The organism is Bradyrhizobium sp. INPA03-11B, assembly GCF_040446015.1.
Taxonomy (GTDB): domain Bacteria; phylum Pseudomonadota; class Alphaproteobacteria; order Rhizobiales; family Xanthobacteraceae; genus Bradyrhizobium; species Bradyrhizobium macuxiense_A.
In genome coordinates, this window is record NZ_JASGSR010000003.1 from 55,360 (window position 1) to 81,754 (window position 26,395).

General features: G+C 61.0%; 25 protein-coding genes and 2 pseudogenes. 6 read left to right on the forward strand and 21 right to left on the reverse strand.

Annotated features, from left to right (window positions below; translation table 11 throughout):
* Positions 1-3: 3 nt before the first annotated feature.
* The 8 genes from QMZ05_RS01990 to QMZ05_RS02025 form a co-directional block, all read right to left on the reverse strand.
* Positions 4-267, reverse strand: coding sequence for a VirB3 family type IV secretion system protein (locus QMZ05_RS01990; RefSeq protein WP_353699238.1), 264 nt, complete (start codon positions 265-267; stop codon positions 4-6).
* Positions 267-593 (reverse strand): TrbC/VirB2 family protein, encoded by a 327-nt coding sequence (locus QMZ05_RS01995; RefSeq protein ID WP_146991615.1) that lies wholly within the window; start codon positions 591-593, stop codon positions 267-269. Before QMZ05_RS01995 ends, QMZ05_RS01990 begins: the two co-directional genes overlap by 1 nt.
* A gap of 1 nt (position 594) precedes the next feature.
* On the reverse strand, positions 595-1,509 hold the full coding sequence (gene trbB, locus QMZ05_RS02000) for a P-type conjugative transfer ATPase TrbB (protein ID WP_353699320.1): 915 nt from the start codon (positions 1,507-1,509) through the stop codon (positions 595-597).
* Between the two features lie 226 nt (positions 1,510-1,735).
* Entirely contained in the window at positions 1,736-3,070 is a 1,335-nt protein-coding gene (locus QMZ05_RS02005; RefSeq protein ID WP_353699239.1) for an MFS transporter, read from the reverse strand.
* A 130-nt stretch (positions 3,071-3,200) separates the two neighbouring features.
* Positions 3,201-3,629, reverse strand: coding sequence for a CopG family transcriptional regulator (locus QMZ05_RS02010; protein WP_353699240.1), 429 nt, complete (start codon positions 3,627-3,629; stop codon positions 3,201-3,203).
* A gap of 6 nt (positions 3,630-3,635) precedes the next feature.
* Positions 3,636-5,621: a conjugal transfer protein TraG gene (locus QMZ05_RS02015; RefSeq protein WP_353699241.1), complete on the reverse strand. Its 1,986-nt coding sequence runs from the start codon at positions 5,619-5,621 to the stop codon at positions 3,636-3,638.
* Positions 5,622-5,657: 36 nt separating this feature from the next.
* Positions 5,658-7,421, reverse strand: coding sequence for a DUF3363 domain-containing protein (locus QMZ05_RS02020; protein WP_353699242.1), 1,764 nt, complete (start codon positions 7,419-7,421; stop codon positions 5,658-5,660).
* A gap of 547 nt (positions 7,422-7,968) precedes the next feature.
* The gene (locus QMZ05_RS02025) at positions 7,969-9,033 is read right to left on the reverse strand and encodes an IS110 family transposase (protein ID WP_353699243.1); all 1,065 of its coding nucleotides are present in this window, start codon (positions 9,031-9,033) and stop codon (positions 7,969-7,971) included.
* A gap of 330 nt (positions 9,034-9,363) precedes the next feature.
* Here QMZ05_RS02025 and QMZ05_RS02030 point away from each other — a divergent pair, with 330 nt between their 5' ends.
* A complete protein-coding gene (locus QMZ05_RS02030; protein WP_353699244.1) occupies positions 9,364-9,582 on the forward strand; it encodes a hypothetical protein in 219 nt (72 codons plus the stop codon).
* A 172-nt stretch (positions 9,583-9,754) separates the two neighbouring features.
* Here QMZ05_RS02030 and QMZ05_RS02035 read toward each other — a convergent pair whose 3' ends face one another.
* From QMZ05_RS02035 to QMZ05_RS02065, 7 genes and pseudogenes are all read right to left on the reverse strand, one after another.
* Positions 9,755-10,648 (reverse strand): lytic transglycosylase domain-containing protein, encoded by an 894-nt coding sequence (locus QMZ05_RS02035; RefSeq protein WP_353699245.1) that lies wholly within the window; start codon positions 10,646-10,648, stop codon positions 9,755-9,757.
* Positions 10,645-11,157 carry a S26 family signal peptidase gene (locus QMZ05_RS02040; RefSeq protein ID WP_353699246.1) on the reverse strand — a complete coding sequence of 171 codons (513 nt, stop codon included), beginning with the start codon at positions 11,155-11,157 and terminating at the stop codon, positions 10,645-10,647. Before QMZ05_RS02040 ends, QMZ05_RS02035 begins: the two co-directional genes overlap by 4 nt.
* The gene (locus QMZ05_RS02045; RefSeq protein WP_353699247.1) at positions 11,154-11,618 is read right to left on the reverse strand and encodes a DUF2840 domain-containing protein; all 465 of its coding nucleotides are present in this window, start codon (positions 11,616-11,618) and stop codon (positions 11,154-11,156) included. The genes QMZ05_RS02040 and QMZ05_RS02045 overlap by 4 nt, the downstream gene beginning before the upstream one ends.
* On the reverse strand, positions 11,615-12,763 hold the full coding sequence (locus QMZ05_RS02050; protein ID WP_353699248.1) for a replication initiator protein A: 1,149 nt from the start codon (positions 12,761-12,763) through the stop codon (positions 11,615-11,617). Before QMZ05_RS02050 ends, QMZ05_RS02045 begins: the two co-directional genes overlap by 4 nt.
* Positions 12,764-12,785: 22 nt before the next feature.
* Complete coding sequence (locus QMZ05_RS02055; RefSeq protein WP_007594540.1) at positions 12,786-13,067, reverse strand: helix-turn-helix domain-containing protein; 282 nt, start codon at positions 13,065-13,067, stop codon at positions 12,786-12,788.
* Positions 13,068-13,247: 180 nt separating this feature from the next.
* Positions 13,248-13,529: pseudogene (locus QMZ05_RS02060) on the reverse strand (DUF2285 domain-containing protein); the annotation flags it as partial.
* Between the two features lie 567 nt (positions 13,530-14,096).
* Positions 14,097-15,245 (reverse strand): GSU2403 family nucleotidyltransferase fold protein, encoded by a 1,149-nt coding sequence (locus tag QMZ05_RS02065; protein ID WP_353699249.1) that lies wholly within the window; start codon positions 15,243-15,245, stop codon positions 14,097-14,099.
* Positions 15,246-15,729: 484 nt separating this feature from the next.
* On the opposite strand from QMZ05_RS02065, the gene QMZ05_RS02070 reads away from it, so the two are divergent.
* From QMZ05_RS02070 to QMZ05_RS02085, 4 genes are all read left to right on the forward strand, one after another.
* Positions 15,730-15,891, forward strand: coding sequence for a hypothetical protein (locus QMZ05_RS02070; RefSeq protein ID WP_353699250.1), 162 nt, complete (start codon positions 15,730-15,732; stop codon positions 15,889-15,891).
* Between the two features lie 188 nt (positions 15,892-16,079).
* Positions 16,080-16,337: a hypothetical protein gene (locus QMZ05_RS02075; protein ID WP_353699251.1), complete on the forward strand. Its 258-nt coding sequence runs from the start codon at positions 16,080-16,082 to the stop codon at positions 16,335-16,337.
* Between the two features lie 201 nt (positions 16,338-16,538).
* Positions 16,539-16,733: a hypothetical protein gene (locus QMZ05_RS02080; RefSeq protein WP_353699252.1), complete on the forward strand. Its 195-nt coding sequence runs from the start codon at positions 16,539-16,541 to the stop codon at positions 16,731-16,733.
* Positions 16,734-16,812: 79 nt separating this feature from the next.
* Positions 16,813-17,295 (forward strand): hypothetical protein, encoded by a 483-nt coding sequence (locus QMZ05_RS02085; RefSeq protein ID WP_353699253.1) that lies wholly within the window; start codon positions 16,813-16,815, stop codon positions 17,293-17,295.
* Positions 17,296-17,761: 466 nt separating this feature from the next.
* On the opposite strand, the gene QMZ05_RS02090 is transcribed toward QMZ05_RS02085, so the two are convergent.
* Both QMZ05_RS02090 and QMZ05_RS02095 read right to left on the reverse strand, forming a co-directional pair.
* On the reverse strand, positions 17,762-17,986 hold the full coding sequence (locus QMZ05_RS02090) for a DUF3363 domain-containing protein (RefSeq protein ID WP_353699254.1): 225 nt from the start codon (positions 17,984-17,986) through the stop codon (positions 17,762-17,764).
* A gap of 127 nt (positions 17,987-18,113) precedes the next feature.
* Positions 18,114-18,434 carry a DUF736 domain-containing protein gene (locus tag QMZ05_RS02095; protein ID WP_018454792.1) on the reverse strand — a complete coding sequence of 107 codons (321 nt, stop codon included), beginning with the start codon at positions 18,432-18,434 and terminating at the stop codon, positions 18,114-18,116.
* A 400-nt stretch (positions 18,435-18,834) separates the two neighbouring features.
* Between QMZ05_RS02095 and QMZ05_RS02100 the strand changes: the two are divergent.
* A pseudogene (locus QMZ05_RS02100) lies at positions 18,835-18,955 on the forward strand (DUF736 family protein); the annotation flags it as partial.
* Positions 18,956-18,991: 36 nt separating this feature from the next.
* Here QMZ05_RS02100 and QMZ05_RS02105 read toward each other — a convergent pair.
* The 4 genes from QMZ05_RS02105 to QMZ05_RS02120 form a co-directional block, all read right to left on the reverse strand.
* On the reverse strand, positions 18,992-19,474 hold the full coding sequence (locus QMZ05_RS02105; protein ID WP_353699255.1) for a hypothetical protein: 483 nt from the start codon (positions 19,472-19,474) through the stop codon (positions 18,992-18,994).
* Between the two features lie 142 nt (positions 19,475-19,616).
* Positions 19,617-20,540: a DUF2493 domain-containing protein gene (locus tag QMZ05_RS02110; RefSeq protein WP_353699256.1), complete on the reverse strand. Its 924-nt coding sequence runs from the start codon at positions 20,538-20,540 to the stop codon at positions 19,617-19,619.
* A 341-nt stretch (positions 20,541-20,881) separates the two neighbouring features.
* Positions 20,882-21,943: a toprim domain-containing protein gene (locus QMZ05_RS02115; RefSeq protein ID WP_353699257.1), complete on the reverse strand. Its 1,062-nt coding sequence runs from the start codon at positions 21,941-21,943 to the stop codon at positions 20,882-20,884.
* Positions 21,943-26,262, reverse strand: coding sequence for a strawberry notch-like NTP hydrolase domain-containing protein (locus QMZ05_RS02120; RefSeq protein WP_353699258.1), 4,320 nt, complete (start codon positions 26,260-26,262; stop codon positions 21,943-21,945). The genes QMZ05_RS02115 and QMZ05_RS02120 overlap by 1 nt, the downstream gene beginning before the upstream one ends.
* Positions 26,263-26,395 lie beyond the last annotated feature (133 nt).

A 26,395-nucleotide genomic window follows, 5' to 3' on the forward strand; every position in this document is an offset into this window, starting at 1 on the left:
GGCTCAGGCGTTGAGATGACCGGGAATGCGCAGATGTCGGCGCACCACATCGACAAAGGCTGAATCGCGCTTGGCGGCCCAGACGGCGGCCATGTGGCCGAGCAACCAGAGGACGAGGCCCGCGATCCACAGCCGCAATCCAAGCCCAAGGGCCGCGGCAAGCGTACCGTTGACAATCGCGACCGACCGCGGTGCTCCACCCATCAGGATTTGTTCGGTCAGAGCACGGTGAACGGGCACGACAAAGCCGACGACAGGTTCATCCATCAAATCACCACCCCGCCGCCGAAGGAGAAGAACGACAGGAAGAAACTCGACGCCGCGAACGCAATCGACAGACCGAACACGATCTGGATCAGTCTACGGAAGCCGCCCGACGAATCTCCGAACGCGAGCGTCAGCCCGGTCACGACGATGATGATGACGGCGATGATCTTGGCGACCGGGCCTTCTACCGATTGCAGGATCTGATTGAGCGGCTGCTCCCACGGCATGTTCGAGCCAGCCGCCCATGCCGGTGCTGCCGCCAAAAGAACCGTGCCGAACGCGGCAAGCGAGGCCGCATCCCGAAGAAAGCGAAATTGCTGACGCATGTCAGTCTCCTGCTGATGAAAGGCTGTAGTCGCCAGCGGCCCCGAGGCCTGACACGACGGCTAGCTCGGCGACGCGGCGATCGGCACCGCGACCCGCAAGGACGGCGACGAGATTGATAGTCTCGGCTATGAGAGCGCGCGGAACCGCGATGACCGCTTCCTGGATGAGTTGCTCGAGCCGGCGCAGTGCACCGAGCGCGGTGCCCGCATGAATGGTGCCGATGCCGCCGGGGTGCCCGGTGCCCCAGGCCTTGAGCAGATCGAGTGCTTCGGCACCGCGGACTTCACCGATCGGGATACGATCCGGACGCAGTCGCAGCGAGGACCGAACGAGATCTGATAGTGTGGCGACACCATCTTTTGTCCGCAAAGCTACGAGATTTGGCGCTTTGCACTGGAGTTCTCGGGTATCTTCGATCAGCACGACCCGATCGGACGTCTTCGCCACCTCGGCCAAGAGCGCATTTGTCAACGTTGTCTTGCCCGTCGATGTCCCGCCGGCGACGAGGATGTTCTTACGTGCGGCGACCGCGCTCTTGAGGATCCTGGCCTGCTCCGAGGTCATGATCTCCTTGGCTACGTAATCGTCGAGCGTAAACACCGCGACCGCAGGCTTGCGGATAGCAAAAGCCGGTGCAGCAACGACCGGAGGCAAGAGACCTTCGAAGCGCTCCCCGGTGCCAGGCAGTTCGGCAGAAACCCGTGGCGCGCCGGCATGCACCTCGGCACCAACGTGATGCGCCACCAGGCGAACAATGCGCTCGCCATCCGCTGCGGACAGAGTTTCGCCGGTATCGATCAGGCCGTTTGACAACCGGTCAATCCACAGCCGCCCATCTGGATTGAGCATGACCTCGATAATCATTTCATCTTCGAGGTAGCCGGCAATCGCCGCGCCAAGTGCGCTACGCAGCATTCTCGCACCGCGCGAATTCGCTTCCGATTGAAAGGAATGGATTGCCACCGCTGTCCCCACCGAACGAGGGCTCCACAGAGCGCCCTCAGATGGGATAATTACAAGGGCAGCAGTGGACTTGGCGCAACAAGCCCTTTCGGTGATCGTAGACCGGCGTAGAAAAAGAAAGTCCGCTGAACTGAAAATTGAGACCTACGCGATCGGATAGCTCGCTGTGAGTCGCTGCTCACCACTCCCCATCGTCATCCGTAGGAATTAGTACGACCGAACTCTCATACAAACCAACCGATTCGACGGCGTCGCAAATGTTAGCCGGCACGAAGAAGAAAAACGAACTCATCCATGAAGCGGAGCATCGGAGCCAAGGAAGCGCGAACCAGAGTAATGCCGCGACCTGCACTGCCACGTTGAGACCGAACGCGACTTGATAGGCGATGATGGGCCTATGTCCATCGGTCGTGAACCATTGCTCCAGGATAAGGCCCGTTGCGTACTGTGCGAGAAATGCCCAACCGAAATGCAGAACGTTCAAGGCGCCGTTGGCACGACCGGCAAACTCTGGCGGAAAGTAATCCGCTATCACCGCGAAGCTGACCACGGTTGCCGTTCCGACAATTGCGACAACGGACCAGGGCAGGATGGACGGCAGAGGCGCTCGCAGGATCAATGCCAACTCGGCTGCGATAAACAGCACCGCAACCATCGCTAATATCGTCTCCACCCCAACTTCTCTCCGTTTGATGTGATGGACCGTCGTACCGAACAACCAGGCACCGCCGCAAAGTCCGATCGACATTATGAAGAGCTGTCTGACGAGATTTGCGCGATCGAGCCCCTCTATGTCCGTCAGCCACGGCGATGCCCACAATCCCTGCAGAGACCAGGCCGATCCAATGCAAGTCGCCGACAACGGAGCAATACGCCAGAAACGCCTATCGGCGAAAACGGAGCTAAGGGTGACCGGAATTGACGCTGTCGATGGGACAATGCCTCGTTCAGGAACCACGAAATAAATGAGGATTGCCGTCGCACCGGTAGCGGCCGCCAGGATCTCAAATAGCTGCCGCCAACCCATCCGAGCGAGTAGGTGTTCGACAGGAGCCGTAGCAGTCACCGCTCCTAGCGATCCCAGCATGATCATGTAGCCGTTAAGCAAGGCAACTCGTTCCCTGGGAAACCAAAGAACGATGGACTTCAGCCCTGCTGCGAGCGACGCCGCCACGCCGAGCCCGATCATTGCACGCGCAATCAAAAGTGACAGGAAACCTGTCGATACCGCGAAAAGTCCGGTCCCCACCGCGGCGAGCAAGAGCAGAGCACTCTGGACGCGACGCGGACCAAAGCGGTCCAACAATATGCCGATGGGGATCTGAGCCGCCGCGAAAACGAGGAAATGGACTGACGTAAGCAACCCGAGGTCAGCAGTCCCAAGCCCGGTATCCGAGCTGAGATGGTCGGCGATCAAAGCGTTGATCGTTCGAAACAGGTACGAAAGATAGTATCCAGCAGCAAAAGGGAGAAAAACGCGCGCAGTTCGACGCCATGCTATTGAGATTTGCATGCTGGCCCCCTTTGCTCTCAGCTCATTCGGGCCGATAGCGCGTCCAGCTTTTTGTCGGCTCGGCTAAATTGCTGCGGTCGCAGGCTGGCGTAGAAAAAGGAGGGGGTGGCGCGATAAGGTACCGAGTGCCTCAGTCAGCCTCGCCGACTGGATCCTGACCGACGATCTCTTCTGGAATCTCACGCAGGAAGCTCTGCCCTTTTTGCAAACGGCGGCCGAGCGCCTCGACGAATCCTTCAAAACGCTCCCTGCCCTTAAGCTGCGCGGCCGCTTGCGCGTCGTTGGGTAACGGTGGCGTGACCGTCAACCAAAAGCGAATGAAGAGGGCCAAAGTCTCGGCCGTCAGACCGACGTCACGCTCCAGCCTCTGCATCTGACGTGACAGCCGGTCCAGACGCCGAGTGAACGCTGCCTCCCGCCGGTCCGCGCCGTCCGGCGACAGAAATGAAGCGACAGCCGCTTCCACGATCGCAGACCGGGAAAGGTTCTTGCGGTCCGCCAGATCCGAGATCTGTTTCAGAAGCTCTGGCGGGAAATATACGTTCATCCGGTCGCGCATATTTCCTCAGAGCTCCATACCGTCATTCGGATCCATGGCGACCTGACGCGTGACACCGCGCATCTGTTGGCGTATGAGCCGGGACTGGCGGACCGCATCCTCGTCGTCGTCAAGAACGACGGAAAATTCTTCTGCCGGCGTCGGTTCGGTTTTCTCCTTGACGATCGCGACGTGATCGGGGAGTTCGGGCTCGCGACGGAGACCGCTATTCGCCGTGTCTTCCTCTCCTTGCCCCCTGTCCTCTGGAAGCGGCGTCGGCTTGAGCCTTTCAAGCGTTGACCATCCGTCCGTTCGCGATGATCGCCCGGATGCCGGCGGGTCGGGTGGCGGCAAGACACGCTCAGTAAACCGCCGATCCTCATAGTAGCGAACCTTCTTCGCCCGGATCGGTGGCGTACCCGCCACCATGACGATCTCGTCCATCGGCGGAAGCTGCATGACCTCGCCAGGCGTCAAGAGCGGCCTCGCCGTCTCCTGCCGCGAGACCATGAGGTGCCCCAGCCAGGGGTTCAACCGATGTCCCGCATAGTTTTTCATCGCGCGCATCTCCGTCGCCGTGCCCAGCGCGTCGGATACCCGCTTGGCGGTCCGCTCGTCGTTGGTCGCGAAGCTGACGCGCACGTGGCAGTTGTCGAGGATCGCGTTATTGGGCCCGTAGGCCTTCTCGATCTGATTGAGCGATTGCGCGATCAAAAAGCTCTTGATGCCATACCCCGCCATGAAGGCGAGTGCAGACTCGAAGAAATCAAGCCGCCCCAGCGCTGGGAACTCGTCAAGCATCATCAGGATGCGATGCCGGCGGTCGCGGGCATGCAGGTCCTCGGTCAGGCGACGGCCAATCTGGTTCAGCACCAGGCGGATCAATGGTTTGGTCCGTGAGATATCGGAGGGCGGCACTACGAGGTAAAGCGTTGTGGGGCTGGCATCCGCAATCAGGTCGGCGATTCGCCAGTCGCAACGGCAGGTCACCTGAGCCACGACGGGATCGCGGTAAAGCCCGAGGAACGACATCGCCGTGGACAGGACCCCTGAGCGTTCGTTCTCGGATTTATTGAGGAGTTCACGCGCAGTCGAGGCGACCACGGGGTGAGACCCCTGCTCACCAAGGTGCGGCGTGGTCATCATCGCCTTCAACGTCGCCTCAATCGGCCGCTTCGGGTCGGACAGAAAGGCGGCCACGCCTGCCAAAGTCTTGTCCGCCTCAGCATAGAGGACGTGGAGGATGGCGCCGACCAGCAGCGAATGGCTGGTCTTCTCCCAATGGTTCCGCTTATCGAGGGATCCTTCGGGGTCGACCAGGACGTCGGCGACGTTCTGCACGTCACGAACCTCCCACTCGCCGCGCCGGACCTCGAGCAGCGGATTGTAGGCCGAGGATTTTGGGTTGGTCGGGTCGAACAAGAGGACGCGGCCATGCCGCGAGCGAAAGCCCGCGGTCAGCTGCCAGTTTTCGCCCTTGATGTCGTGGACGATGGCCGAGCCGGGCCAAGCCAGCAACGAGGGAACAACGAGGCCGACACCTTTACCGGACCGGGTGGGCGCAAAACACAACACGTGTTCTGGTCCGTCATGGCGAACGTAGTCGCGGTCGAGCTTGCCCAGCACCACGCCATCCGGACCGAGAAGTCCGGCCGCTCTCACCTCCCGCGCATCGGCCCAGCGCGCCGAACCATAGGTATCGACGTTCTTGGCTTCGCGCGCTCGCCAAACCGACATGCCGATCGCCACGGCAATCGAAACGAAGGTCCCCGACGCTGCGATGAAGGCACCCTCGACAAAGACCTGTGGTGCATAGGCATCATAGACGAACCACCACCAGAAGAAGATGGGCGGGTAATAGACTTTGAAGCGTGATAGCTCGAACCAGGGCCGCCCAAGTTCTGATTGATATGCAAGCCGCCAAGCCGTCCACTCGGTTGCTCCCCAGATTGCGAGCAAAACGATCAGGCCGACAACGATCACCTGCCCCCAAAGGATTTTGGTTCCGGACATCCCGAACGCCTTTCCGCAACTAAAATGCTGAGATAGCTAGAGGCCGAGGTCGCGCTTCCGACCAAAACCCCATTCGATGCCGCCGCCGTCCTTCACGACGCCGGCGACGTCCTTGCCCAGCCTCTTTTCAAGTTCGCGAGACCAGGGCACGAGCTGAAAGCCAAGTCCGTTATCGACCATAGCGAAGCGACCCGAGGCGAGCGTGATGCGTTGGCGATAGACGCCCGCCACATGCTCTCCGGAGGCAGCCTTCATATGAGGCAGGCCGGTGTCGGCCGAGACTTTTGCTGCCAGCTCGTCCAGTTCGCGTCGGCGGAGCGTGTTCAGCAGGTCGCGCTGCAAGATGATGCGCTGGCCCTGCCGCCGTGCCAGCCCCTCCTGAATCAGATGCTCGGTACGGGCTTCCATGGCGTCGCGGATCTCGCGGCCGAAACCACCCATGGCGAGCGGCATGGGCTCGCGTTCGACCAGGCGGTGGTCAAGCCAGGTCGCGCCTTTCGCGGCGACCTGCTCAGCAAGATCGAGATCGGAACGGGTCGCGAGGACCAAGGTGGGGCGCGGATCGCCGGCAGGACCGAAGCGCCGGACTTCGACGATACCACCGGTCGGTGGTGCATATTCGAAGGCCTCGATTCCACGGAAGCGGACGTGGTGCACACGTCCATCCGTTCCGTCGATCAGGACGAAGGCCTCGCCAGTCAGTTCGTCATGCAATCCCCGATCGACCAGCCGTCCGATGATCTGGGACGTCGGCTGTCCACTTTCGATGACGAAGTCGGCAACACCGCGCGGTTCCCCACGCTCGGTAAAGGCGCGGTGCATGGTCTTGATGATGTCGCCGCGTATGCCGAGGTCGCGCAGACTACGCTCAGCCTCAAGCCCGATCGTCCATTCCCCTGGTGCCGCGGGTGCAGCGAGGCCGGTCTTCTCCAGATGCTGAAGGCGGCCGACCATCAGGCGGCGGATCTCGGGATCGGACCTGCTGGGATTCTCAGGACGCAGATCGATATAGCCGGTTTCGTCGGCTGCCAGCCGGATCTCCTGATCGAGCCGCGTCCATCGCTCTGCCGTGACTTCCCTCTCCAGCGAAATGCGGATTTCATGCTCCGGTTTCGGACCTAGTTCAATGGCGGCAAGTTCCTCGGCGCGTGAGCGCAGACCCCGGCTGATGTAGTCGCGGGAGATCACGAGATCGGCTCCCTCCTCATCTACGCCCCGAACGAGAAGATGGACGTGAGGGTTGTCCGTATTCCAATGATCGACGGCCACCCAATCGAGCCGCGTGCCGAGATCGGTCTCCATCTGCCCGGCAAGATCGCGGGTGAAGTCCTTGAGATCGGTCATATCACCAGCGTCTTCGGGCGAGACAATGAACCGGAAATGGTGGCGGTCGTCCTTGCAACGCTCCGCGAACGCGGCGCCGTCAGCACGGTCGCTGCGGGCATCGAACATCTCGGCCCTCCCGCCGCTTCGAGTCACGCCGTCACGCTTCAGGTATGAGAGATGGGCCGTCAGTGGCGCTGAGCGGAAGGCCCGCCCTTTGTGGCGAACGACGCGCGCTTTCACCACGACGCGCCTTGTCGGGCTGAACAACCGGCAGCGACTAAAGGCGAGCCGGCCGCGGCCGAATGTCGAGCGCCCATAGGCCACAGAACGCCTACCAGCCGCGGCCTGTCCCGAGGTGTGTCCGGCTTTCTTTGCGGCGCGCAACACCTGGTTGATGAAGCTCTTTTGCTTCGGCGCGCGCGTACTGCGGATGCGCCCGGGCCGAACACGCAGATCGCTGTCGCCTGCGGTCATGACCGGACCTCCCAGCAATCAAGAGCGCACGCCGTGCCGAAAAAGCCTTTGATTGCATTCGTCAAAATGCAAGGCGCGGCACGCGCCCCGACCGACCGGCACGCCGAAACCCAAGCCATGCCAATGGCTTGCGGTTCGACCGGCGAGCCCCTTTTATCTCGCCTTCCTAATCGGGCGTTCAAAGTCAACTCATTCCTACGCTTTTCTTCGACTCCTCGCAGAATAAGCATCGCTGCTTCCCTCCATCTACGACGCACAAACGTCACCACACCGCGTTGCAGTGGCATTCACCAGGCGGGGTCCATGCGTTCCTTCGCGTTCAGCACTTCGGCCGTCGCATGCTCTTCACCAGGTTCGTAAACAGGGCTGTCCAAGCAGTTTTGCGCTCTCGTCCCCGAAGGGCGGCAGCAGGCAAGAGATAGCGGACATTCCCCGTTTCGCGGCCCCGCCAGGGGACGCTCACCGCGCGCGCGGATCTCTAGTTTCGTTCCTCCTCAACAATGCTGGGGCGTGTCCCCAGCGCCTTCCTGGCTCGCCGGCGCGGAGGCTATTGCGCAGGCTTTAAGCGCAGCCGTTGCGTGATCTTGGCACCGAATCCGACGTGGAAATCGGTCTCGCTGACCCACATCCGATGCAGAATGCATGCGAGTTTCCGCGCCACCGCGGCAATCGCGCACAGCATGCTCGACCGCCTGGCGATCCGCAGGCCCCATGCCCGCAGTGCCGACCATTTTCTGACCCGGAGCAGCAGGCTGGCAGCCGCCTCACAGAGCGCTTCTCGCACGGAGATATCGCCTTGTTTGCTGATATGGCCGTCAAAATCGATCGATGTTCCAGATTGGTGGCGCTTCGGCGTCAGGCCAAAATGGGCGCCCACCGTGCGTGATCGAGCAAAGCGATGAGGGTCATCAACGCCAACTTTGAAGGACAAGGCGACGACCGGACCGACGCCCGGAACGGTCATCAGACGGCGGCAAACGGGATCATGCTGGACCACCTGCAGCAGCACGCGATGCAGCCGTTCGTAGCCCTCGAGAAGCGCGCGGCGCACGTCCAGCATGACCTCGATGGACATCGCAAAGACCGGGTCGCAGTGCTCGATCAGCTCGCGGATCCGAGCTTCGTAAGACCCCCGGGCGACCGCTCCGACGAGCAATCCATAGGCCCGCAGCGCCCCGCGAACATGGTTCTCGAGGTCGACCAATTTGCGCTTGAGCAGCTTCCGGTTGGTCAACAACGTGCGCATTTTTTGCATGTCGATATTCTTGACATGGACGGCGCGGTACCAGCCCAGCCGCATCATCTGCGCGATGCCGCGCGCATCATTTCGGTCAGTTTTGTTGCGCATCGTCGATAGCGAAACGCGCATATGGCGCGCTTCCACGACAATGATTGGAAGGCCGGCTGCCTGTAGTTCGCGATACAGCCAGATACCTAGCGATGACGCCTCAACCCCCACCCTATCGAGACGATCCGCGTAGCCCTCCAACGCGGAGCGGATCGCCTCTGGCTCGGTGTTGACCTTCACTTCGCGAACCGTGAGACCCTCGCTATCGACGATGCAGACGCTGGTTTCTTCAAGGCCGACGTCCAGTCCAACATAGAGTTTCATCGGAGCTCTCCCTTGTGGCAACGACGCTCCAAGTCGTCGCACCAGGCTCCGGATTCGGCCACGATCGCGTTATCGCCGTGCACCGGTATCTCGACGCCCGATTTGAAGAGCCGTCGACCTGTCGTGCTCGCTCTCCGCCTTTCCAGCGGCCCGTAAGCCGAATTGACGAACTGCTGCCGTGGAATTGAATATGCGCAGAACCTGGGGCGGCAGCCGCCTGAGCAGAGGTTTGCGAAGCACTCGAGATCAGACCCGGCGCAATAGCGACGGTGATCTATTGTAACGAAACTGCCTGACGGTCCACAATCGCGATGTGATGGAGATACGGAGGTGACGCAATCTTCCCGAAACGGAGCGGATGCCAAACTGCTCTCCGAAGCCCTTGCCGCGCTTCGTGAGTTGGTCGCACGAGCGCGGGAAGCTTCCGATGAGTCCTTCGATGACGGCCATTCGGTCGATACGTGGAAGAGCGCAGAGTTCAGTGCCGCGATCGAACGTGCCGAAGCAGTGATCGCGAAAGCTCGCAAAGGTGTTCCCCGTACGGAATAGGAGCTCGTGCGGTAGGCGCATTGCCAGCATATACCCAGTGCGAGAGCATTAGGCTCGTCGAGATCCGACCTCATGTGAAGGCCTCGGATACATACGTCGTGTTTGCGCACTGGTCTTGCCGTTTCGCCGATCGTTCCTTGAAGCTCGCCACCGCTTACCGACCTGCGCCTGATCATCGCGATGCTCCCGAACCTGATCGGGCGACAAACACCCCAGTGGACTTGGGGCCCATCTGCAAAATATCTCGCGACGAGAATGCAGTCGTTGTGTCGCTCGAAGGTACGAACGCTGGCCGATCGCCCCTACGCATGACATCAGATCGTGCAATGAATAACATTGCCGCTGCCGACGGCTGCCGGTCGGCGATCCACGTCGGAGGTAGTTCGATGCGCAAGCGGCTTGCAAGCTTGATCACGTAGGCTCGCGTTTCATCAGGCAGGGAATGGCCCGTGAGAAACTCTTCGTAGCGAGTTGGTCCCGCGTTGTACGCGGCAAAGACGCCAGGCGAGCCATAGCGACTGAGCAATTCACGCAGATATGCCGTGCCTGCCAGAATGTTGTCGCGCGGATCGAACGGATCGTTGCCCAGGTCATAGCGCAGGCGCAGTTCTGCCCAAGTCGCGGGCATGACTTGCATAAGGCCCATCGCACCTCTGGGCGATCTGGCGTGCACTTGCCCAGAACTTTCGCTGTCCAGCACAAACCTGATCCAGTCCACGGGGATTGCAAAGCGTCGTGACGCTTCTTCCATAAAAGCGGCGAACGGGCTTCCCGCTTGATGGACCGCTCGAGCCGCCGGTCCGTTCTCGGCCAAAGCACCACTATGCGACGCGGTCAAAATAAGCAGCAGTGGCACGACAGCCCAAAGACGCACGTCCGACCGAGTTGAGCATGCTGTCGTGCTCACGCCTGTCCAGGGTAAAGCTGCTTCGCGCCGGCCATTCGGCCGCCCCGGACCGCCGCTGCGCGCGCCAGCCTTGCAAACATTGGCTGGTACGGAGGAATGGTCTCGCAATCGATCGAACAGAAGAATGGCGGGGTAGACAACTGGAACACGCACGATCATTCCTCCCATGTCCACACCGGGAGAGCACGACCGATCACGGCCGATGCCGGAAGAAATCCAAAATACCGCCCGTCAAGGGAGTCGTCCGACTGCCAGTTCATGAGAAAGAGCTCGCCGTCGCCGACGACGTGGCAGCCCTGCCATTTCGGCAGTGGCCGGCCGCGTCCGTCGCGATCCCGTGCCTCGCCAACCGCAATTTCATCGACCGAAATCGTGAGCTCACTTCTGCAAACGCTCTGCCCTGGCAGCGCCAGCACGCGCTTGAGCATGGGGATTCCAATGGGCAGATATCCGTTCAGATCGAGGAATGTTGCGAGCGGCTCCGGCGGCCGAACGGCGACCAACTCGGTGATATGGAAGCCCCTCACTGGTCGTAAGCGATAGAGACCGATTGGCACGCTCGTCGATGCATTCCAAACGTAGAGCGGAAGTGGCTTCAGGGTGATTGTCGCGACGAGCGCAGCAGCAGCCCCAAACGTTGTGGTCAGCGTCTTCAAACGGCCTGTCATCGCATCACCCTCTGACGACGCAGCCATGCCTGATGGCGCGCGTTCGTGTAGGAACGCGGGTTTTCGTTGACGGACAGACGATTATGAACGTGATGCCAATGATCAGGAGCAACGTCCGAGGGATTGATGCCGATCGCCTCAATGGCATCGATCATCTGCAACACTCGTTCGACTCTTGGCCAGCCAGAGAGTCGCAACAAAATCTCTCCGCCGGGCTTCACATACGGCACGGTCGAGCAGCGCTGCCCCGGTGCAACTGCGCGCAAGATGTCGATTCGCGAAATGATCGTGCCAAAGTCGTTGGAGGTCCAACGGACAAAGCCAAAGATGCTACCCGGTGCAAATGACAGGACGCGCCGGTGACGATCAATCTTCCGTTCCTCGACGATGCGACCGAACCGAATGCGGTTTTCGATACGCTTCTCGAGCCACAGGACTTCCACCTCGGTAAGGTCGCTCATGCCGCCGCTCCCTGACGCTGGGACTGGGAGCCGTGAGCTTGGAGTTCGAAGAGCGTGTGTGGCTTCTGAGGGTAAGCAGGACCGGCGGCCTGCCGTTGGCAGTCACCTCCAATGCGGCTTGTGATCTGGTCCGTTAGAAGAAATCCGAAGGATTTCTGGTTAGTAAAGTTGCGGTGGCAGGCAAACGCCGAGAAGCAACCGCTTAGGCCCGATTTCGGTCCCCGATAGCACGAGGATCGGGTCCCCGATAGCACGAGCTGATTCACAGATCGTCCTCCGAATGCGGAATGAGACCGCGCCCACGCAGGTGTGCCGTTAAAGGGATCAAGAGGCGTTGGTGCGAAGTTCAGGCGCTCGGTGCCGTTCGGATCGCGCGTGAGCCCCAGCTGATAGCCGGGCAATGTCTGGCGCTGGTCGATTTGCCGTACGTCGTATGCAAAATGCTTGAGCGGCGAGAGGATGCCGGACTTGGCATGAAGGTGCACAAGGTCAAAACTCCAGCCGGAGTGCTGCCGACCGCCATGCGTGGGAACAAGACGATAAAGCCAGCGCTCGACTCCGTCCGTCGGATGGGAATAAGCGCAAAAAATCGTCAGAACGAGTGCGTCATCAATGACGCCGGCATAGAACCAATCAGTCAGGATCAGCTCAAGCCCGAATAGACGCCCCTTTGCATCGGCCATCTCCTTCCACTTGTTCATCCAGGAGAAGCGATGCCACCGTCCCTCTGTCGGTTGGCGGATCGAGGTCTGCACGGTCGTTGACTGCGGTCTGTCGAGACCCGCCTCCAGACGGTCATAGTTCCTCGCGCTGGTGCCGCGGCGGACAAACGTTAGTATCTCGTAAGACGTCGCAGCCAGCCGGCGCGACGTCTTCAATCCAGCTTCACGGGCTTCGACGATCTGGGACGCCGGCCAGATCCGAAGGTTTGCATCCCAGATGGTAGCCATGCCGTATTCCGGCACCGCTTCAACATGTATTGAGATCGCACCGGCACTGAAATCGATTGGCACAATCCGCTTCGTCTTTGCGAACGAAAAGAACGGATGAGCCATCAGATCCTGCGCGTCGCGGGGTGTGAGATCGCCGGGGAACGCTCGAAAGAGGTCAAGCTGGCCGCGCTCGGAATTGTGCTTGCACCGCATTGTTACTGCTCTCATGCGTCGATCAACGACGTTCCTGGCCTGCATAGGGACGCAGGACCGGATGCTTCTTGGCCGGCAGCACAGTGCCCTTGCCGGGATCCGACGTGGACGTCTTGGCGCCGAGGTCGGCCCACGCTTTCAGATCATCTACGGCGTAGACGACACGTCCGCCGATCTTCCGATACGTCGGCCCGGTACCGTACGTCCGGTGCTTCTCAAGCGTGCGACCCGAGAGACCAAGATAACGCGCGGCCTCCGGTGTACGCAGGAAGCGCGGGGGTAGACCAGCCATTGGATCGGGCATTTGAGAACTCCAAGGTGACAGCGCATCACGCATGACGGCGCAGGCGTGTGTGCGGTCATCATGGAGAAGCATGTTCTCGGAGGGGGATGCTGAATATCGAGAAGCCGATTTTCGACACCCCTCAGGGATGCCGCTCCTCGTCTTTACGCTTGGGCCGCAGAAGTTTGTGCCTCCGCGCGCCAACGCGCGGCCGCTTTGTATCAGACGGATGGTTCGGCTGCGAAAATGCGTTTTCCCGGCACGAGCCGGTATACCCTTTTCGCCGAAAAGGGTCTCCGCGATGCTGCGATAGGTCGCTGCGGTGAAATACGCGGCGACCGAGCGAAGGGCCGAGCATAATCGTTCGCGCCGCTGCGTAGACAGACGATGAACGGCAGGTCTGGCGCGTCCACGCGAACCGCCAGATGAGAACGACGAACGCGCTATGCCTTCAATCGAAATAAAAAGTAGCGCTTGCAGCAAGCGCGGGGTTGATCAAGGCCGATCAGACGTGGTGATTGAAGATCGAGGTAGGCCAGCGTCGTCGAGCGCTTCAACTGAGCGTGAGCAGTTGGCGCAAATGGACGCCCCGTTGCGGGGTCGCCACGTAAAGCAGCACAACTGGTCGCTCAACAACCACAGAGCAATCATGCGGGTCGGCATATAAGGAGCGGCCAACGCGCTTTCGCATGACATCGCCTCTTCTACTTGTACTCAGGCCGTGAAGTTAAGACCGGAAATCACCGACCGGTGTCGTGTCTTCGCGCTACTCGCAACCTTCGAAGCGCGATGACGACGTATCGATCTGGCCGATGGTCATGAGTAAAACGTCATGCTGACGCGTTAGTGACCGTAATCGTGGCGACGGCGTCATCGGCATGCCGACGTCGGCATGATCGGCGCCGCCGGCACGGCTGATGCTTGGCACGGTCGTGGCGACACCTTGTGCTGCCGCTGCTACTGCTGGTCATGAGGCTCGCCGACGACACGCTCCCCTGGATCGCTGATACTGGCGCCGGCGGCTCCGGGCATCGGCCCGCAACTCGCCAGTCATTTTGGGCGTGGCTGAGTGGCTTCCGCTTCGGCGAGCTTGTCTGAAAGATCGTAGTCGGCGGGGTCGGAGCCGAGTTCGGTTACCCCCTTAGCTAATTCGGTTCGGAGCGAGCTCTGGAAGTCATCGTCATAGGTCGCGATGCTTGTGCGGATCGCCGCTCTCCACTGGTCGCCGCGATCCCATGGTTCCGTAAAGGCAGAAGCAAGATCAGCATGCTGGCGGTTCGCGATCATCGCTTCGATGATCGATCTGGCTTGCAGCCGATCCTTCGCGCTCTTTGCGGTCGCATCGCGATCCTCCTTCCGGCGGGATCCAACGATGAGCTTGTGGATGGCGTATCGTTCCGGCGACGGGACAAGGACCGCCACGCCAGCCCCATGCAGCAGCACCGCGCGGATGGGCTGATAGATCAGGTAGTCGAGGAAGCGGAGCGGAGACGCCGCCGCCCCGCCCAGCGCCGGCATCGGGACCGGCTTTCCTGCCTGGTCGTCGGACCACTGGTTCGGGGTCAGGAACTCGACGTTGAAGTTGCTCCTCGATACGAATCGGGTGGAGACCCTGCCGTCGGCCTGGCTCGGAACCTCGCGAAACGTCGGGTCGACTTGGCGGAGGACGTCCAGTACGGGTGGCATGGAGTCCTTGATAGCCACCGAGATTTCGTGGAATTGCGCAAAGTCGACGTCGCCGGTCTGCATGGCGGCTGCGTCAAGGCGTCGACCAAGCACTGCGGCATAGCACTGGTACGCAACGGTGCCGACTAGCACTCCCCGCAAGCGGAAAAAGCCAGCCTTCGCTAGCCCTTCCACGACCTGGCCCGTGATCGGCAGAGGGCGCGGCAGATAGGCTTCACGGATCAACGTGGAGACGAGACGGCGACGTCCTTTCAGGTCGGCCTTCAGATCCTTGAACGCCTCGACCCTCTTGGTGATCTCGGGATCATCCACGGGACCGACGTAGCGGCGATCTTGGCCGCTGCCCTCAGGTTTGGGCGTGTCGAAATACCAGTATCTTCTGCCCTTGACCTCGACAGCCACGAACCGTCCGTTCGAAGAGAACTCGGAGGTGAAGCTCTCATCGAGGCTGCGCTGGACCAGTTCGGAATAAAGCGTCTGGTAGGTGACATCGAGGCCGTGGTTCGTGGGCATATCGGAACCTCGTTATACTATTTTTGCGAGAATAGTATAACTCACGGAACTTCGGTGCAAGTCCGCTATACTATTCTCGCTAAAACAGTATAACTAGCTTTAATTTCAGTATCTTACTCAGAGCGTCGTCCGAAAATGACCATGTCCCCGAACTCGGCGCCACTAGCGCCCAATCCCGCGCTTCATGCCGATCGACCAGGATGATGCCCGACGCTACCGATGACCACATTCCGTTTTAGAGCGGGGCGCTTCCTGCGATGGCGCAGGAAACAGCCAAAACCCTGAGCCGCCGTCTCCCTAATCCGATACCACGTCAAGGATTGGTTAATAGACGCCTAATTTAGCGCCGCATATGCGCAAAAAATGTGTATCAAACTTGACGCCGAGATGTCGCATCCGTAACCTCTGACACGGCGATATCGAACAACCCACGATTCGCCAGTACTTGGGTAGTTGGGTTCCTGCGACCATGTTGGAGGATGCAATGCATCTGATCGAACAGAAGCCGGAGGAAAAACAGGAAGTAGCGAATGCCTTTGAGGGGATAAAGGAAGTTCCCCGCTGGCATTGGTGGATGGAAGTCGCCATTCGCGTGGCTGCACTTCTGACCATTGCAGACTTTTTATATCGGCTCCTGCCGATGTGAGAGAGGGCTCTTAGCTATCTTCGTGTTATCCTCCTAGTTAACTTGCCCCCTTAACTGGGGGCATTTTTGTAATATTTATTGTCAAATAATATGTTTACAATGCGTTGCATTCGCGTATTATCCGCGTACTGATTTCGTCCAACAGAGCATCATTGGACTTCCCGACACCGCCATGGAGGGCTTCGTGCATGAGCAACAAAAAACGGCTCAATTTAGTGATTCCAGACCGAGCGCTGGAACGTATGGATTGGCTCCAGAAGAAAACCGACGCCGCGTCCCATACTGAAGTAATTCGGCAGGCTCTTTTCGTCTACGAACAGCTAGTTTCTCGTTTGTCAGAAGGATCGAGCTTGATGGAAAAGACCGCCAAGGGCGATCTGTTTCCTCTACCGATTTCTATCGATGTAAGGGCTAACCCCAAGCCTGAATTGAAGGTTGCAAGTTAGTCCATCCAACAGCAGGGCAACTCCCAAGTACCCCAAAGCCCAGCTTGATTAGCTGGGCTTTTTTCTTTCGCGATTTACGAATTGCCTTCTTCGTTATCCGATGCTGAGGCGGACTTTTCACGACAACATTCACGGCTCGAAAGAAACGCTCCATCGCGTCCGGATGAAACTCAATGTCCGACCGCCTTTTTGGATTCGACCATGCCCAATCCGTTTAGCCGTATTATTCCAGATGCAGAAATCTACTTAGACCCAAATGTCCTCGACGATAAGCCAGAAATGGCCGCCGCGGTTGCCAGGATTTTTGCCGTTTGGGCATCCATTGAACACCGTTTGCGATTCCTCTTAATCGAGGTAGTAGGCAGCGGCGCGCGTTCAGCTATCGCCATCTTATGAAACGCTCACATCTCAACAATTGCAACTCAAGGCCTTGGATAACGCCGCTAAGGCTGTCCTGTCGTTGGAGAGCTACTCGGTGCTCGTCACTGCAATGTCGTTGGCGGAAAGTAGTTCGACGCCGCGCAACCATTTAGCCCATTGGATGTGGGGCGGCTGCAAGCAGAGGCCAGACCTTCTGGCTTTGGCTGATCCCGATTTGATGAAGGAACTCGATCTTAGACTTCACGTTTTCAGCGAAGCGAACGGAATGGTTGATTGCGACGGTTGGGACCCTGAATATCTCGATCCAGATTTTGTACTAGCCTATAGCCTTGGCGATCTAAACCGCGCCCATCGAGACTTAATTGCAGCCAATGAGGCATTGAACCTTGTTGGGTCTTATCTCTTTGCTGATGGGGTCAATCCTCGACGCCAGAAAGACCCGGACGGCAAAATTCACATGCTCGCTCGATTAAACGAATCACCATCGTTTCGCACGGCGAAGGCCCGGACAGACGCGGCTCTGCAAAAACATCCGCCAGACCCTTACGCACCGCTGCGCTCAAGATGGAGTCGGTAACCAAGTATTCCGGTTCTGGCGCGCCAGCCCCAAAAGGGGGGCATGGCTGGAACTGGGATCTGAGGACTGCTTTGTCAAGGTTGTGATCATCATCGTTACTTCCCAACCCCCGGATCATCTGGACGGACTGAGCTTCCGGAAACAATGCCTGTGAATCGGAGCGCAAGAAATCGCCTCTTTGTACCCGGAGTCATCCGGTGCCAGATGACATAATACCTTGGCCCGCTCCATGCACTTTCATTGGAGCCAGGATTTTGCCACGTCCTTCCTGGGGCCGGACCAACGCCGCATCGCATGCATTTCAAGCGAGCGGCGTTGTTGTTTAAGCACGAGCGAAAATGACCAATCCCGACTGTCCTAATTTGGAGAGCAAGTGTCCTAACGAGGGTAGCACCCGAGAGACGTGCGATCTCAACGTAATGCGTCCACCCGTCGACGCCATCGAGCACGACATAACGGCGCTCTCTCAGTTCATCCGAAAACCTTCACCGACGACGCGCCCCACCAGGCGCTGGCCGGCCTGTTCCAGATCGAAGATGGTATCTGCCGAGCCCCGCGATATTCCGGCGATGGCGAGGTCGCGACGCATGGTCTTGATGATGTCGCCGCGCTCGCCCATGCGCTTGAGCTTTGTCTCATGCTCGGCGCTGAGCTGCGAATGGCCGGGACCGGCCTCTTCCGCCAGCCCCATGCACTCGAGCGTTCGTAGCCGTCCCGTTTGGGTGGCCCGCCAAGCCGGGTCCCTTGCCGGCTGCGCATTGAGTTCGAGAGGACCATTACCCCGCCCGATCTTCGGGCGGGGCTTTGGTGGAGCGATCTTACTCGCCGTTCTTGCGGGGCCGTGACCAGAGGAGAGTGTAGCCCTCGCCGCCTTCGTCGTCGAACAGGTTCGCGTAGATCGGTGCGTTGAACGAGGGGTCATCGAGCTTGAGCGAGAGGTAATCACGCCCCTCTTCGGAGCGCTTCGACCAGGCTGCGCCGATCTCGGCCCGGCCCACGTAGATGCGGTGGCTGGGAGCGTTGTCGTTGGAGCGGTTGGTCTCGGCGACGATGCGTACGCCCTTGGCTTGCAGGCTCAGGGTGACAATCTCGCCCTGGAAATCGTTGCCCACCTTCTTGAAAGAACCGATGTTAGCCATGTCACTTCTCCTGTTGTGTTTCGAGCCCGCGACCACCGCGGCCTCGATGGCGATCTAAAGGCCGAGGACGATCGGCGACGCACCCGCTTGCGGGCCGGAGCGCAGCGGAGGACGCCGTTGTGGCGACTTTCTTGCCTCGCGAGGAATGGGCGCAAGCCCAGGGGAAGAAAGTCACCTCAACGGCGTTGCGGCTCAGACGATCGAGGCGAAGCCGGTCTTCGGCCAGATCAAGCCATCAAAGAGGCCACGTGCGTCCGCGTGCTGAACCGCAATCTCGGGAAAAGACTTGGCGAATCTCGGTTGAGCTGCACAAGAGGTCGGAACGATTAGGCGTAGAAACGGAAACAATCTGCCGCAAGGGACGGTATCGTCCGCGAAAGAACGATCGAGGCGGACCGGAGCCCCGCGCCACCGCAGCTATGTGGGCCGAACCGAAATGGGCGCAACTTGGTCGAAGCGCGCCGAAGAGGGCCGCGATTACCTCGTTCAAGCTCGACGCCCCCTCGTTGAACGCACCGATCTAGGAGAGCCTGTTTGACGAGGAAGGCGACGAAGGATCATCCCTCGCGCGTGGCGGTCGTGAGAATGGGTTGAGACGGTTGCTCCATCAGCCTAGCCGGCTCGAACGAGCGGGTCTCCGCAAACACGGTCAAGCGCGCCCACGTCGTGCCGCCAACACAAACCGCGCCCAGGCAAGCGAAGAACTCACGCCAAGCCAGCGACGGCGCCCCGAACTGCGAAAGCGCAAGCACCACATTGTATCCGGCGACGGCGGCTGGAACAGCGAATGCGGCTACGATCGCGATGCGCAAGGCCACGGATCGAGTAACAGCGAGGGCGGTCTGACCAAAGGCAAGTGTCAGTGCGCCGGCGGCAATTCCGATGAGCAGCGCGCCGACGACGCCGGCGCCGCCATGAAACGCCATCATTCCGATGTTCAGTGCGACGAAAAACGGCAAGGCATATACCGCCAGCGCAAAGACCAGCCAGCAGAACAAGCCGATGCCAACGGTGTTGAGGACAAGCCCAAGGGCAAGCATGATGGTGGCTCCATGTGCAAAGGTGTAACGGTCGCGCCTTCCACCACCACCACGGCGCAACAGTTGATATGTTGTCGAAACGAGGCGGAGTTGCGGCGCCTGCAACTCCGTCTCGGTTGCGTTCGAGCGAGCAAGACGGCGCTCACGCGCCGCCGAACTTCCAAACGGGGATACCGAGGCGCTTCGCCTTGTCGGCGAGGTTGTCCTGGATTCCCGTGCCTGGGAAGTGAATGACGCCGATCGGCAGGAGTTCGAGCATGACGTCATTGCGCTTGAATGGCGCCGCCTTGGCGTGCTTGGTCCAGTCCGGCTTGAAGGCAATCTGTGGCACCTTCCGAGTGGTCGCCCATTTGGAGGCGATCAGTTCGGCGCCCTTGGGCGAGCCGCCATGGAGCAGGACCATGTCTGGATGCTTGGCATGAACCTTGTCGAGACGATCCCAGATGAGGTGGTGGTCATTGAAGTCGAGCCCACCGGTTAGTGCGATCTTCGGCCCTGGCGGCAACATGACCTCGGTCTCGGAACGACGCTTGGCCGCGATGAAGTCGCGGGAGTCGATCATCGCTGCGGTGAGCGTGCGGTGGTTGACCAGTGATCCAGATCGCGGTCGCCATGACGAGCCGGTGTGGGCCTCAAATCGTTCGATCGCCTGGTCGCGGAAGAGTTCCAAGCAATTGCGGCGCTCCATGAACGTGATGCCTTCGGCCGTCAGACGCTCGAGTTCGACCGATCGCACCTCGGAGCCATTCTGCTCGCGTTGGCTCTTTTGCTGCATCTGTTCGTTGTCGTCGAGCTGGCGTTCGATGCGATCGACGGCACGGTGAAACAGGTTAACGGTCGACCAAAGCAGCTCGTTGAGATCCGGCTCAATCCGCGTGTCGCTCAAGGTCGCAACCAAGGCGTCGAAGATATCGGCAACCGCGCCGGTGATCATCTTGCCCTCGGGAAGCGGTCTTGGATCAGGCTGGTCGTCGAAGGGGCGATAGCCGAAGAGCTGCAATTCGCTCAGGACGTGGTCGGTTGGAGACGAGGCGTGTGGCGGCTCGATGTTGTCATAGTCAGTCATGGAAGAGGTCCTTTGCCGGATCGGCCGCGCCCATCGCGGCCTTCGTGGCGATCACTCAGGCGGCAGGCGGAACGGGCCAGAACCCGGAGTGAAACGGAGGGCCGAAGCGGCAGCGTAGGATGGCGGAGGCCGGCTATTTTGCTTCGCGATGCAAAGCGCGCCGTTCAGATGGTGATGTGTGTCCGCATCGCTCGGCGCGCGGCGGAAAATAGCCGGCCGCAGCCATTGCCGGCCCGGGCCGCATGCCGTCCGATCGCCCTCTAGAAGGCCGAGGTCGCGTCCTCTTCCGGCATTGGCCTCGTCTATGACAGACCTATCACGATCGAGCGAATGACGGTGGCTTATTCCGCCGCCACCGTTGACGCATGCAGGAAACGGGCGACATCCTCCGGTACGAGCTGAATGCCCAAGGCCGCTCGTAGGGCCTCGATACCGAAGACGTGCAGATCTTCGTTGAAATCTCCAAGCCGGGGCGATAGCGCGATCGCTTCAATGCCGGCGTCTGCTGCGCGCTGGGTCAGAACGGCGTGCACCACATCTCCGGCAGCATCGGCATCGCGTGCGATGTAGAGCCGGCGCAGGCCAGATGGGAGTAACATTGCTGACAGGTGATTCGCCGAAAGCGCAGCAGCCATCGGCATGGTCGGTAGCGCACAGCGTAACGACAGCATGGTCTCGATACCCTCGCCAGCCGCGAGCACGTCGTCCACCATGCCGAAGCGAACGGCGTTGCCGAGGAGGTCGCCCATTGCCCGTCGCGGCGTATCGATCGGAGCCTTTCCGAGACGAATCCGATCGAAGCCGTCTGGATCGAGCCAGGTGCGGTGCACGCCGGTGATCCGTCCATCGAGATCGGTGACGCAGGCGATCATCGCCGGCCAGGTCTCGGTCGGCAAGTGCTCGTCCGGTCGATAGTAGCAGCGTGGGTGAAAGCGCAGGCTGCCGCCATGGTGCACATAGGCTATCCCGCGACGATGCAGATATGTCTCAACCACCGTCCCCTGGATCAGGCTGGATATCGCAAAGAGCCGGCGGGCGGCCGCTTGCGATCCGGCTGGCACCGTTGGACGATCAGACTTCGAGACGAATTCCGGCTCGGTACGAGGCAGTCCCAGAAAGCGCCTCGCCTCCTTGGCCACCTCGCGGAAGTCGCGCAGACCAAGGCTTTCGCGGATGATGTCGAGGAGATCGCCATGCTCGCCAGTTGCGGCGTCGGTCCACTTGCCGGCGGGTCCCTTCCGCGATTCCTGGAGCCGCACGAACATCGAGCGGCCCGGTGCGTTGTGGACGTCGCCGACCAGCCAGTAGCGGCCCTCCCGCTTGCCATTGGAGAGATAGTGTCGGCATACCGCCTCGGCCTCGCGCGCGAGGCGGCATGCCAGTTCGCAAGGCTCGCGGGACATCACGCGGCCTCCCGCCCGCTGATGCGCGCAACCGGATAGTGCTCAAGCACCTTTGACAGGATCTCGACGCCGCATGCGTCCGTGGGCACGAACATGCGCAGCTTCCAAGAGATGATCTCCCCGAAGAGGCCGTAGGCGCGCAGTCGATCGCGCATCGTGTCGTTGAATCCCGACAGCTCGATGCGGTATGCGCCCATCACCCGGACACGCCGAAGCTGGAGCCCTTCCGCGAGATCGAGGACGGTGCGTCCTTCCATCAGCGCGGCAAAGGCGGCGCCCGGCGTCAGCGCCGGCGCGTCCGCCGCAAGGACGTTTGCGACCCAGGCGGCGGAGACCTTGCGGCCTATGATGCGTTCGCCAGCGTCGGTCTGGAGCCGATAAACCCGGGTCGACTCATTCGGGAGCCTTTTCCAGATAGGTAGCAGCAAGCCCGCCGCGACGTTGATCGTACTCTCCGTGAACTCGGGTACCTCGGCAAGCTCCGCCCGCCAGGCGGCGGCAAAGCGTTCGCGGTCGGCTTCGACCCAATGGCTTTCCGCCATCATGTTGAGGCAGACGCTGTGCTGCTCCATCGGCCGTATCAGGCGGACGCGCCGCTCGACCTCGCCGTCGTCGAGCATGAAGCTCGCCGCCGGTACCTGCACGGCGGATCGTCCCGAGCGCTCATTGATCAGCAAGAGGGCATGACGATCGGAAAGGCGAGCGAGCGCATTATCTAGACCCACAGGCTGGTTGCGCTGGCGCTGGGCGATTGTGAGCAGCCGGGTCTCGGCGCCTGTGCCCGGATGCGCATAAATCGTCCGCCGGTCGGTGACGACAAAGCTCTCGGCACGGAGCGTTTCCAGTCCGACGTCATAGGTGCTAGAGGCGACCGCACCCTCGATCCGAGCCGTCATTAGCTTCTCGAACGCGGTGAACAGGATATTCTGTAGCTCGATGGTGAGCGCCAATAACCTGTTCAAGAAGGTCGTGATCGGCGGCAGGTCGTCCCTGAGCCCGTTGGTATCGGTCAGCTTCAGGCCGGTCGCATCCTCGAATCTCTCGAGCGAGCAGCCATCGACCTTGCCTCGCGCCAGCAGCATGTAGAGTTGACGCAATGCGTCACGGCCGTACTGGCTTTCGAGGTTGTCCTCGGGCCGGAACAGTCCCTGCCCTCCGGTCTGGCGCTGGCCGCGCGTGATGGCGCCCAACGTGTCGAGCCGGCGGGCGATTGTGCTCAAGAAGCGCTTTTCGGCCTTCACATCGGTCGCGATGGGGCGAAACAGCGGCGGCTGCGCCTGGTTGGTCCGGTTCGTGCGGCCGAGACCCTGGATCGCGGCGTCGGCCTTCCAGCCGGGCTCGAGCAGATAATGGACCCGCAAGCGACGATTTCGCGCGGACAGCTCGGCATGGTAGCTCCTCCCCGTGCCGCCCGCGTCGGAGAACACGAGGATCCGCTTGAGGTCGTCCATGAAGGCAGAGGTCTCCGCGAGGTTGGCCGAACCGGCCCGGTTTTCGACCACCAGCCGATCGCCCTTGCGAACGATGCGGCGCGAGCGGCCGGTCACTTCGGCGACCATGTCGGTGCCGAAGCGCTGGACGACCTGATCCAGCGCACCAAGGACCGGCGGGAGCGAGGCGAGCTTCTCGATCAAGCGGTCGCGGCGGGCGACCGCCTCCCGGCTCTCGACCGGCTGGCCGTCACGATGGACAGGCCGGGAGCAGAGATTACCTTCCTGGTCGGTGAAGGGCTCGTAGAGCTGGACCGGAAAGGAATGAGCGAGATAGTCGAGCACATACTCGCGCGGCGTGATGTCGACCCGGACGTCGCCCCACTCCTCGGTCGGGATCTCGGCCAGCCGGCGCTCCATCAGCGCTTCACCGGTCGAAACGATCTGGATGACGGCGGCGTGGCCGGCGTCGAGATCGCTTTCGATCGAGCGGATCAGCGACGGGGTCTTCATCGAAGTCAGGAGATGGCCGAAGAAGCGCTGCTTGGCGCCTTCAAAAGCGGATCGTGCCGCGGATTTGGCTTGGCCGTTCAGCGCGCCGGTTTCGCCGGTGATGTTGGCGGCCCGCATCGCCGCGTCAAGGTTGTTATGGATGATGCCGAACGCATCGGCGTAGGCGTCGTAGATGCGAACCTGCTCCGGCGAAAGTTGGTGCTCAACGAGCTCGTACTCGACGCCTTCGTAGGAGAGTGAACGGGCTGCGTAGAGACCGAGTGCCTTGAGATCGCGCGCCAGCACCTCCATGGCTGCGACCCCACCCTCCTCAATCGCCTCGACGAACTCGGCACGGGTGGCGAACGGGAAGTCAGCGCCGCCCCACAGGCCGAGGCGTTGGGCATAAGCGAGGTTGTGGACCGTGGTGGCCCCGGTCGCTGATACATAAACCACGCGAGCATTCGGCAAGGCGTGCTGGAGCCTAAGGCCCGCACGTCCCTGCTGAGAGGCGGCCTGGTCACCGCGTTCGCCCTTGCCCCCGACCGCATTCTGCATGGCGTGGCTCTCGTCGAAGACAATTACTCCGTCGAAGTCGGAGCCCAACCATTCGACGATCTGCCGCACGCGCGAAAGCTTTTCGCCGCGCTCATCGCTCCGCAGCGTAGCATAGGTGGTAAATAGGACACCTTCCGAAAGCTGGATCGGGGTGCCCTGGCGGAAGCGCGACAGCGGTGTCACCAGCAGCCGCTCCATGCCGAGCGCGGACCAGTCGCGCTGGGCATCTTCGATCAGCTTGTCGGACTTGCTGATCCAGACTGCCCGGCGACGCTCCTTGAGCCAGTTGTCGATCAGGATCGCGGCGACCTGCCGTCCCTTGCCTGCGCCGGTGCCATCGCCCAAAAACCAGCCGCGGCGAAACCGGACAGCCTTCTCTGCGTCGTCGCGCGCGCCGGCCACGACATCAAAGGTCGCATCGACCGTCCAGGAGCCCGCGAGAAACTCGGACTGCGCTTCACCGGCGTAGATGACGCTCTCAAGCTGGGCGTCCGACAGGGTGCCATCCGCTACGAGATTGGCTGGCAGGTGGGGCCGATAGGAAGGTCTTGGCGGCGCGACGGACGCCATTGCGGCGGACTGCACGAGTTTGGTTGGATGCGCGTGCGCGCCCGGAATGCGGATCGACTGCAATCCGTATTCCTCATAAAGCGCATCTGTGAGCCGGGCGCCCTCCGGCGGCGACCATTCGACTGTCTCGTATGGGAATTCTACACCTTCTGACGCGGCGCCACCCGAAGTAGAGAATGGGCGTGATGCAGAGGCGAGGGATCGTGACATCGCAGGGCGCCTGGCGACGTCGATCACGACGGGGGCGGCAACAGCCAGCCTCGGAGGCACATGCTGGGTCACCCAGCCGAGCAAGGTAGCGACATCGCCCGCGATGCCGAGCGAGGCCGGGAAGACGTTCGGGTCTGTCGCGGGCTGCTTGTCGATGACAACCAGCCTTGTGTCGGTTTGTGTTCCGTGTTTCGCGTAAACGGCTCCGTCGACCGCGGCAGAGAAAACAACTCGCCCGCGTTCCTGAAGGCGAACGAAGGCATCTCGCCATGCCGGATTGTCCGGCCCGAAGCTTGCACCGGTGATGGCGACCAGACGCCCACCGTCGCAAAGACGCGCCAAGGCCGAAGCGATGTGCCGGAGCGCGGCATCCGCCATTCGTCGGTCAACGTTCGCCAGCGCCGAGAACGGAGGGTTCATCAAGACGACACTCGGCAGGACGCCTGCTTCGAGATGATCATCGATCTGGGCGGCGTCGATGCGCGTGGTCTTAACGTTGGCGAACAGATGATCGAGCAGCGATGCGCGGGACTCGGCTAACTCGTTCAGCACCAGAGCGCCACCGGCGAGCTCGGCAAAGATGGCGAGCAAGCCAGTCCCGGCGGAGGGCTCCAGAACGCGGTCGGCCGGCGTAATGGCGGCTGCGGTACATGCGGCCAGCCCCAGCGGGATCGGCGTCGAGAATTGTTGAAGCGCCTGGCTGTCCTCGGAACGCCGCGTATGGGTCGGCAGACAGCTCGCGATTTTCGCGAGCATCGGCAGCATCGCGGCCGTCGAACCAGCCTTGGTTCGCATGCTCGGACCGAACTTACGAAGGAAGAGAACGGTGGCCGCCTCGCAGGCGTCATAGGCGGTCTTCCAGTTCCAGGCACCGTCCGCGTCGGAGGCGCCGAACGCCGCCTCCATGACGCTGCGCAGGACGGCAGCATCGATACGGCGGCCGCGTTCGAGATCGGTCAAGAGCTGTCGCGCAGCCCTGACCACAGCGGAGGTGAGAGTTGCAGCGGCATGCATCGAGAGCGGCGCAGCGGCAGGGCCGCCGGCGAGGGATTCGGTCATGGGGATTTCTTTCGGAGAGCAGGAACGGGTCGAACCGCCCGGCGCTCTCCTTAAGACCACGGCGATTCAAACCCTTCCCGGCCCCACTCTCCCTCTCGACCGTTCCCAATAAAAATGGGGACCGGTGCTGCAC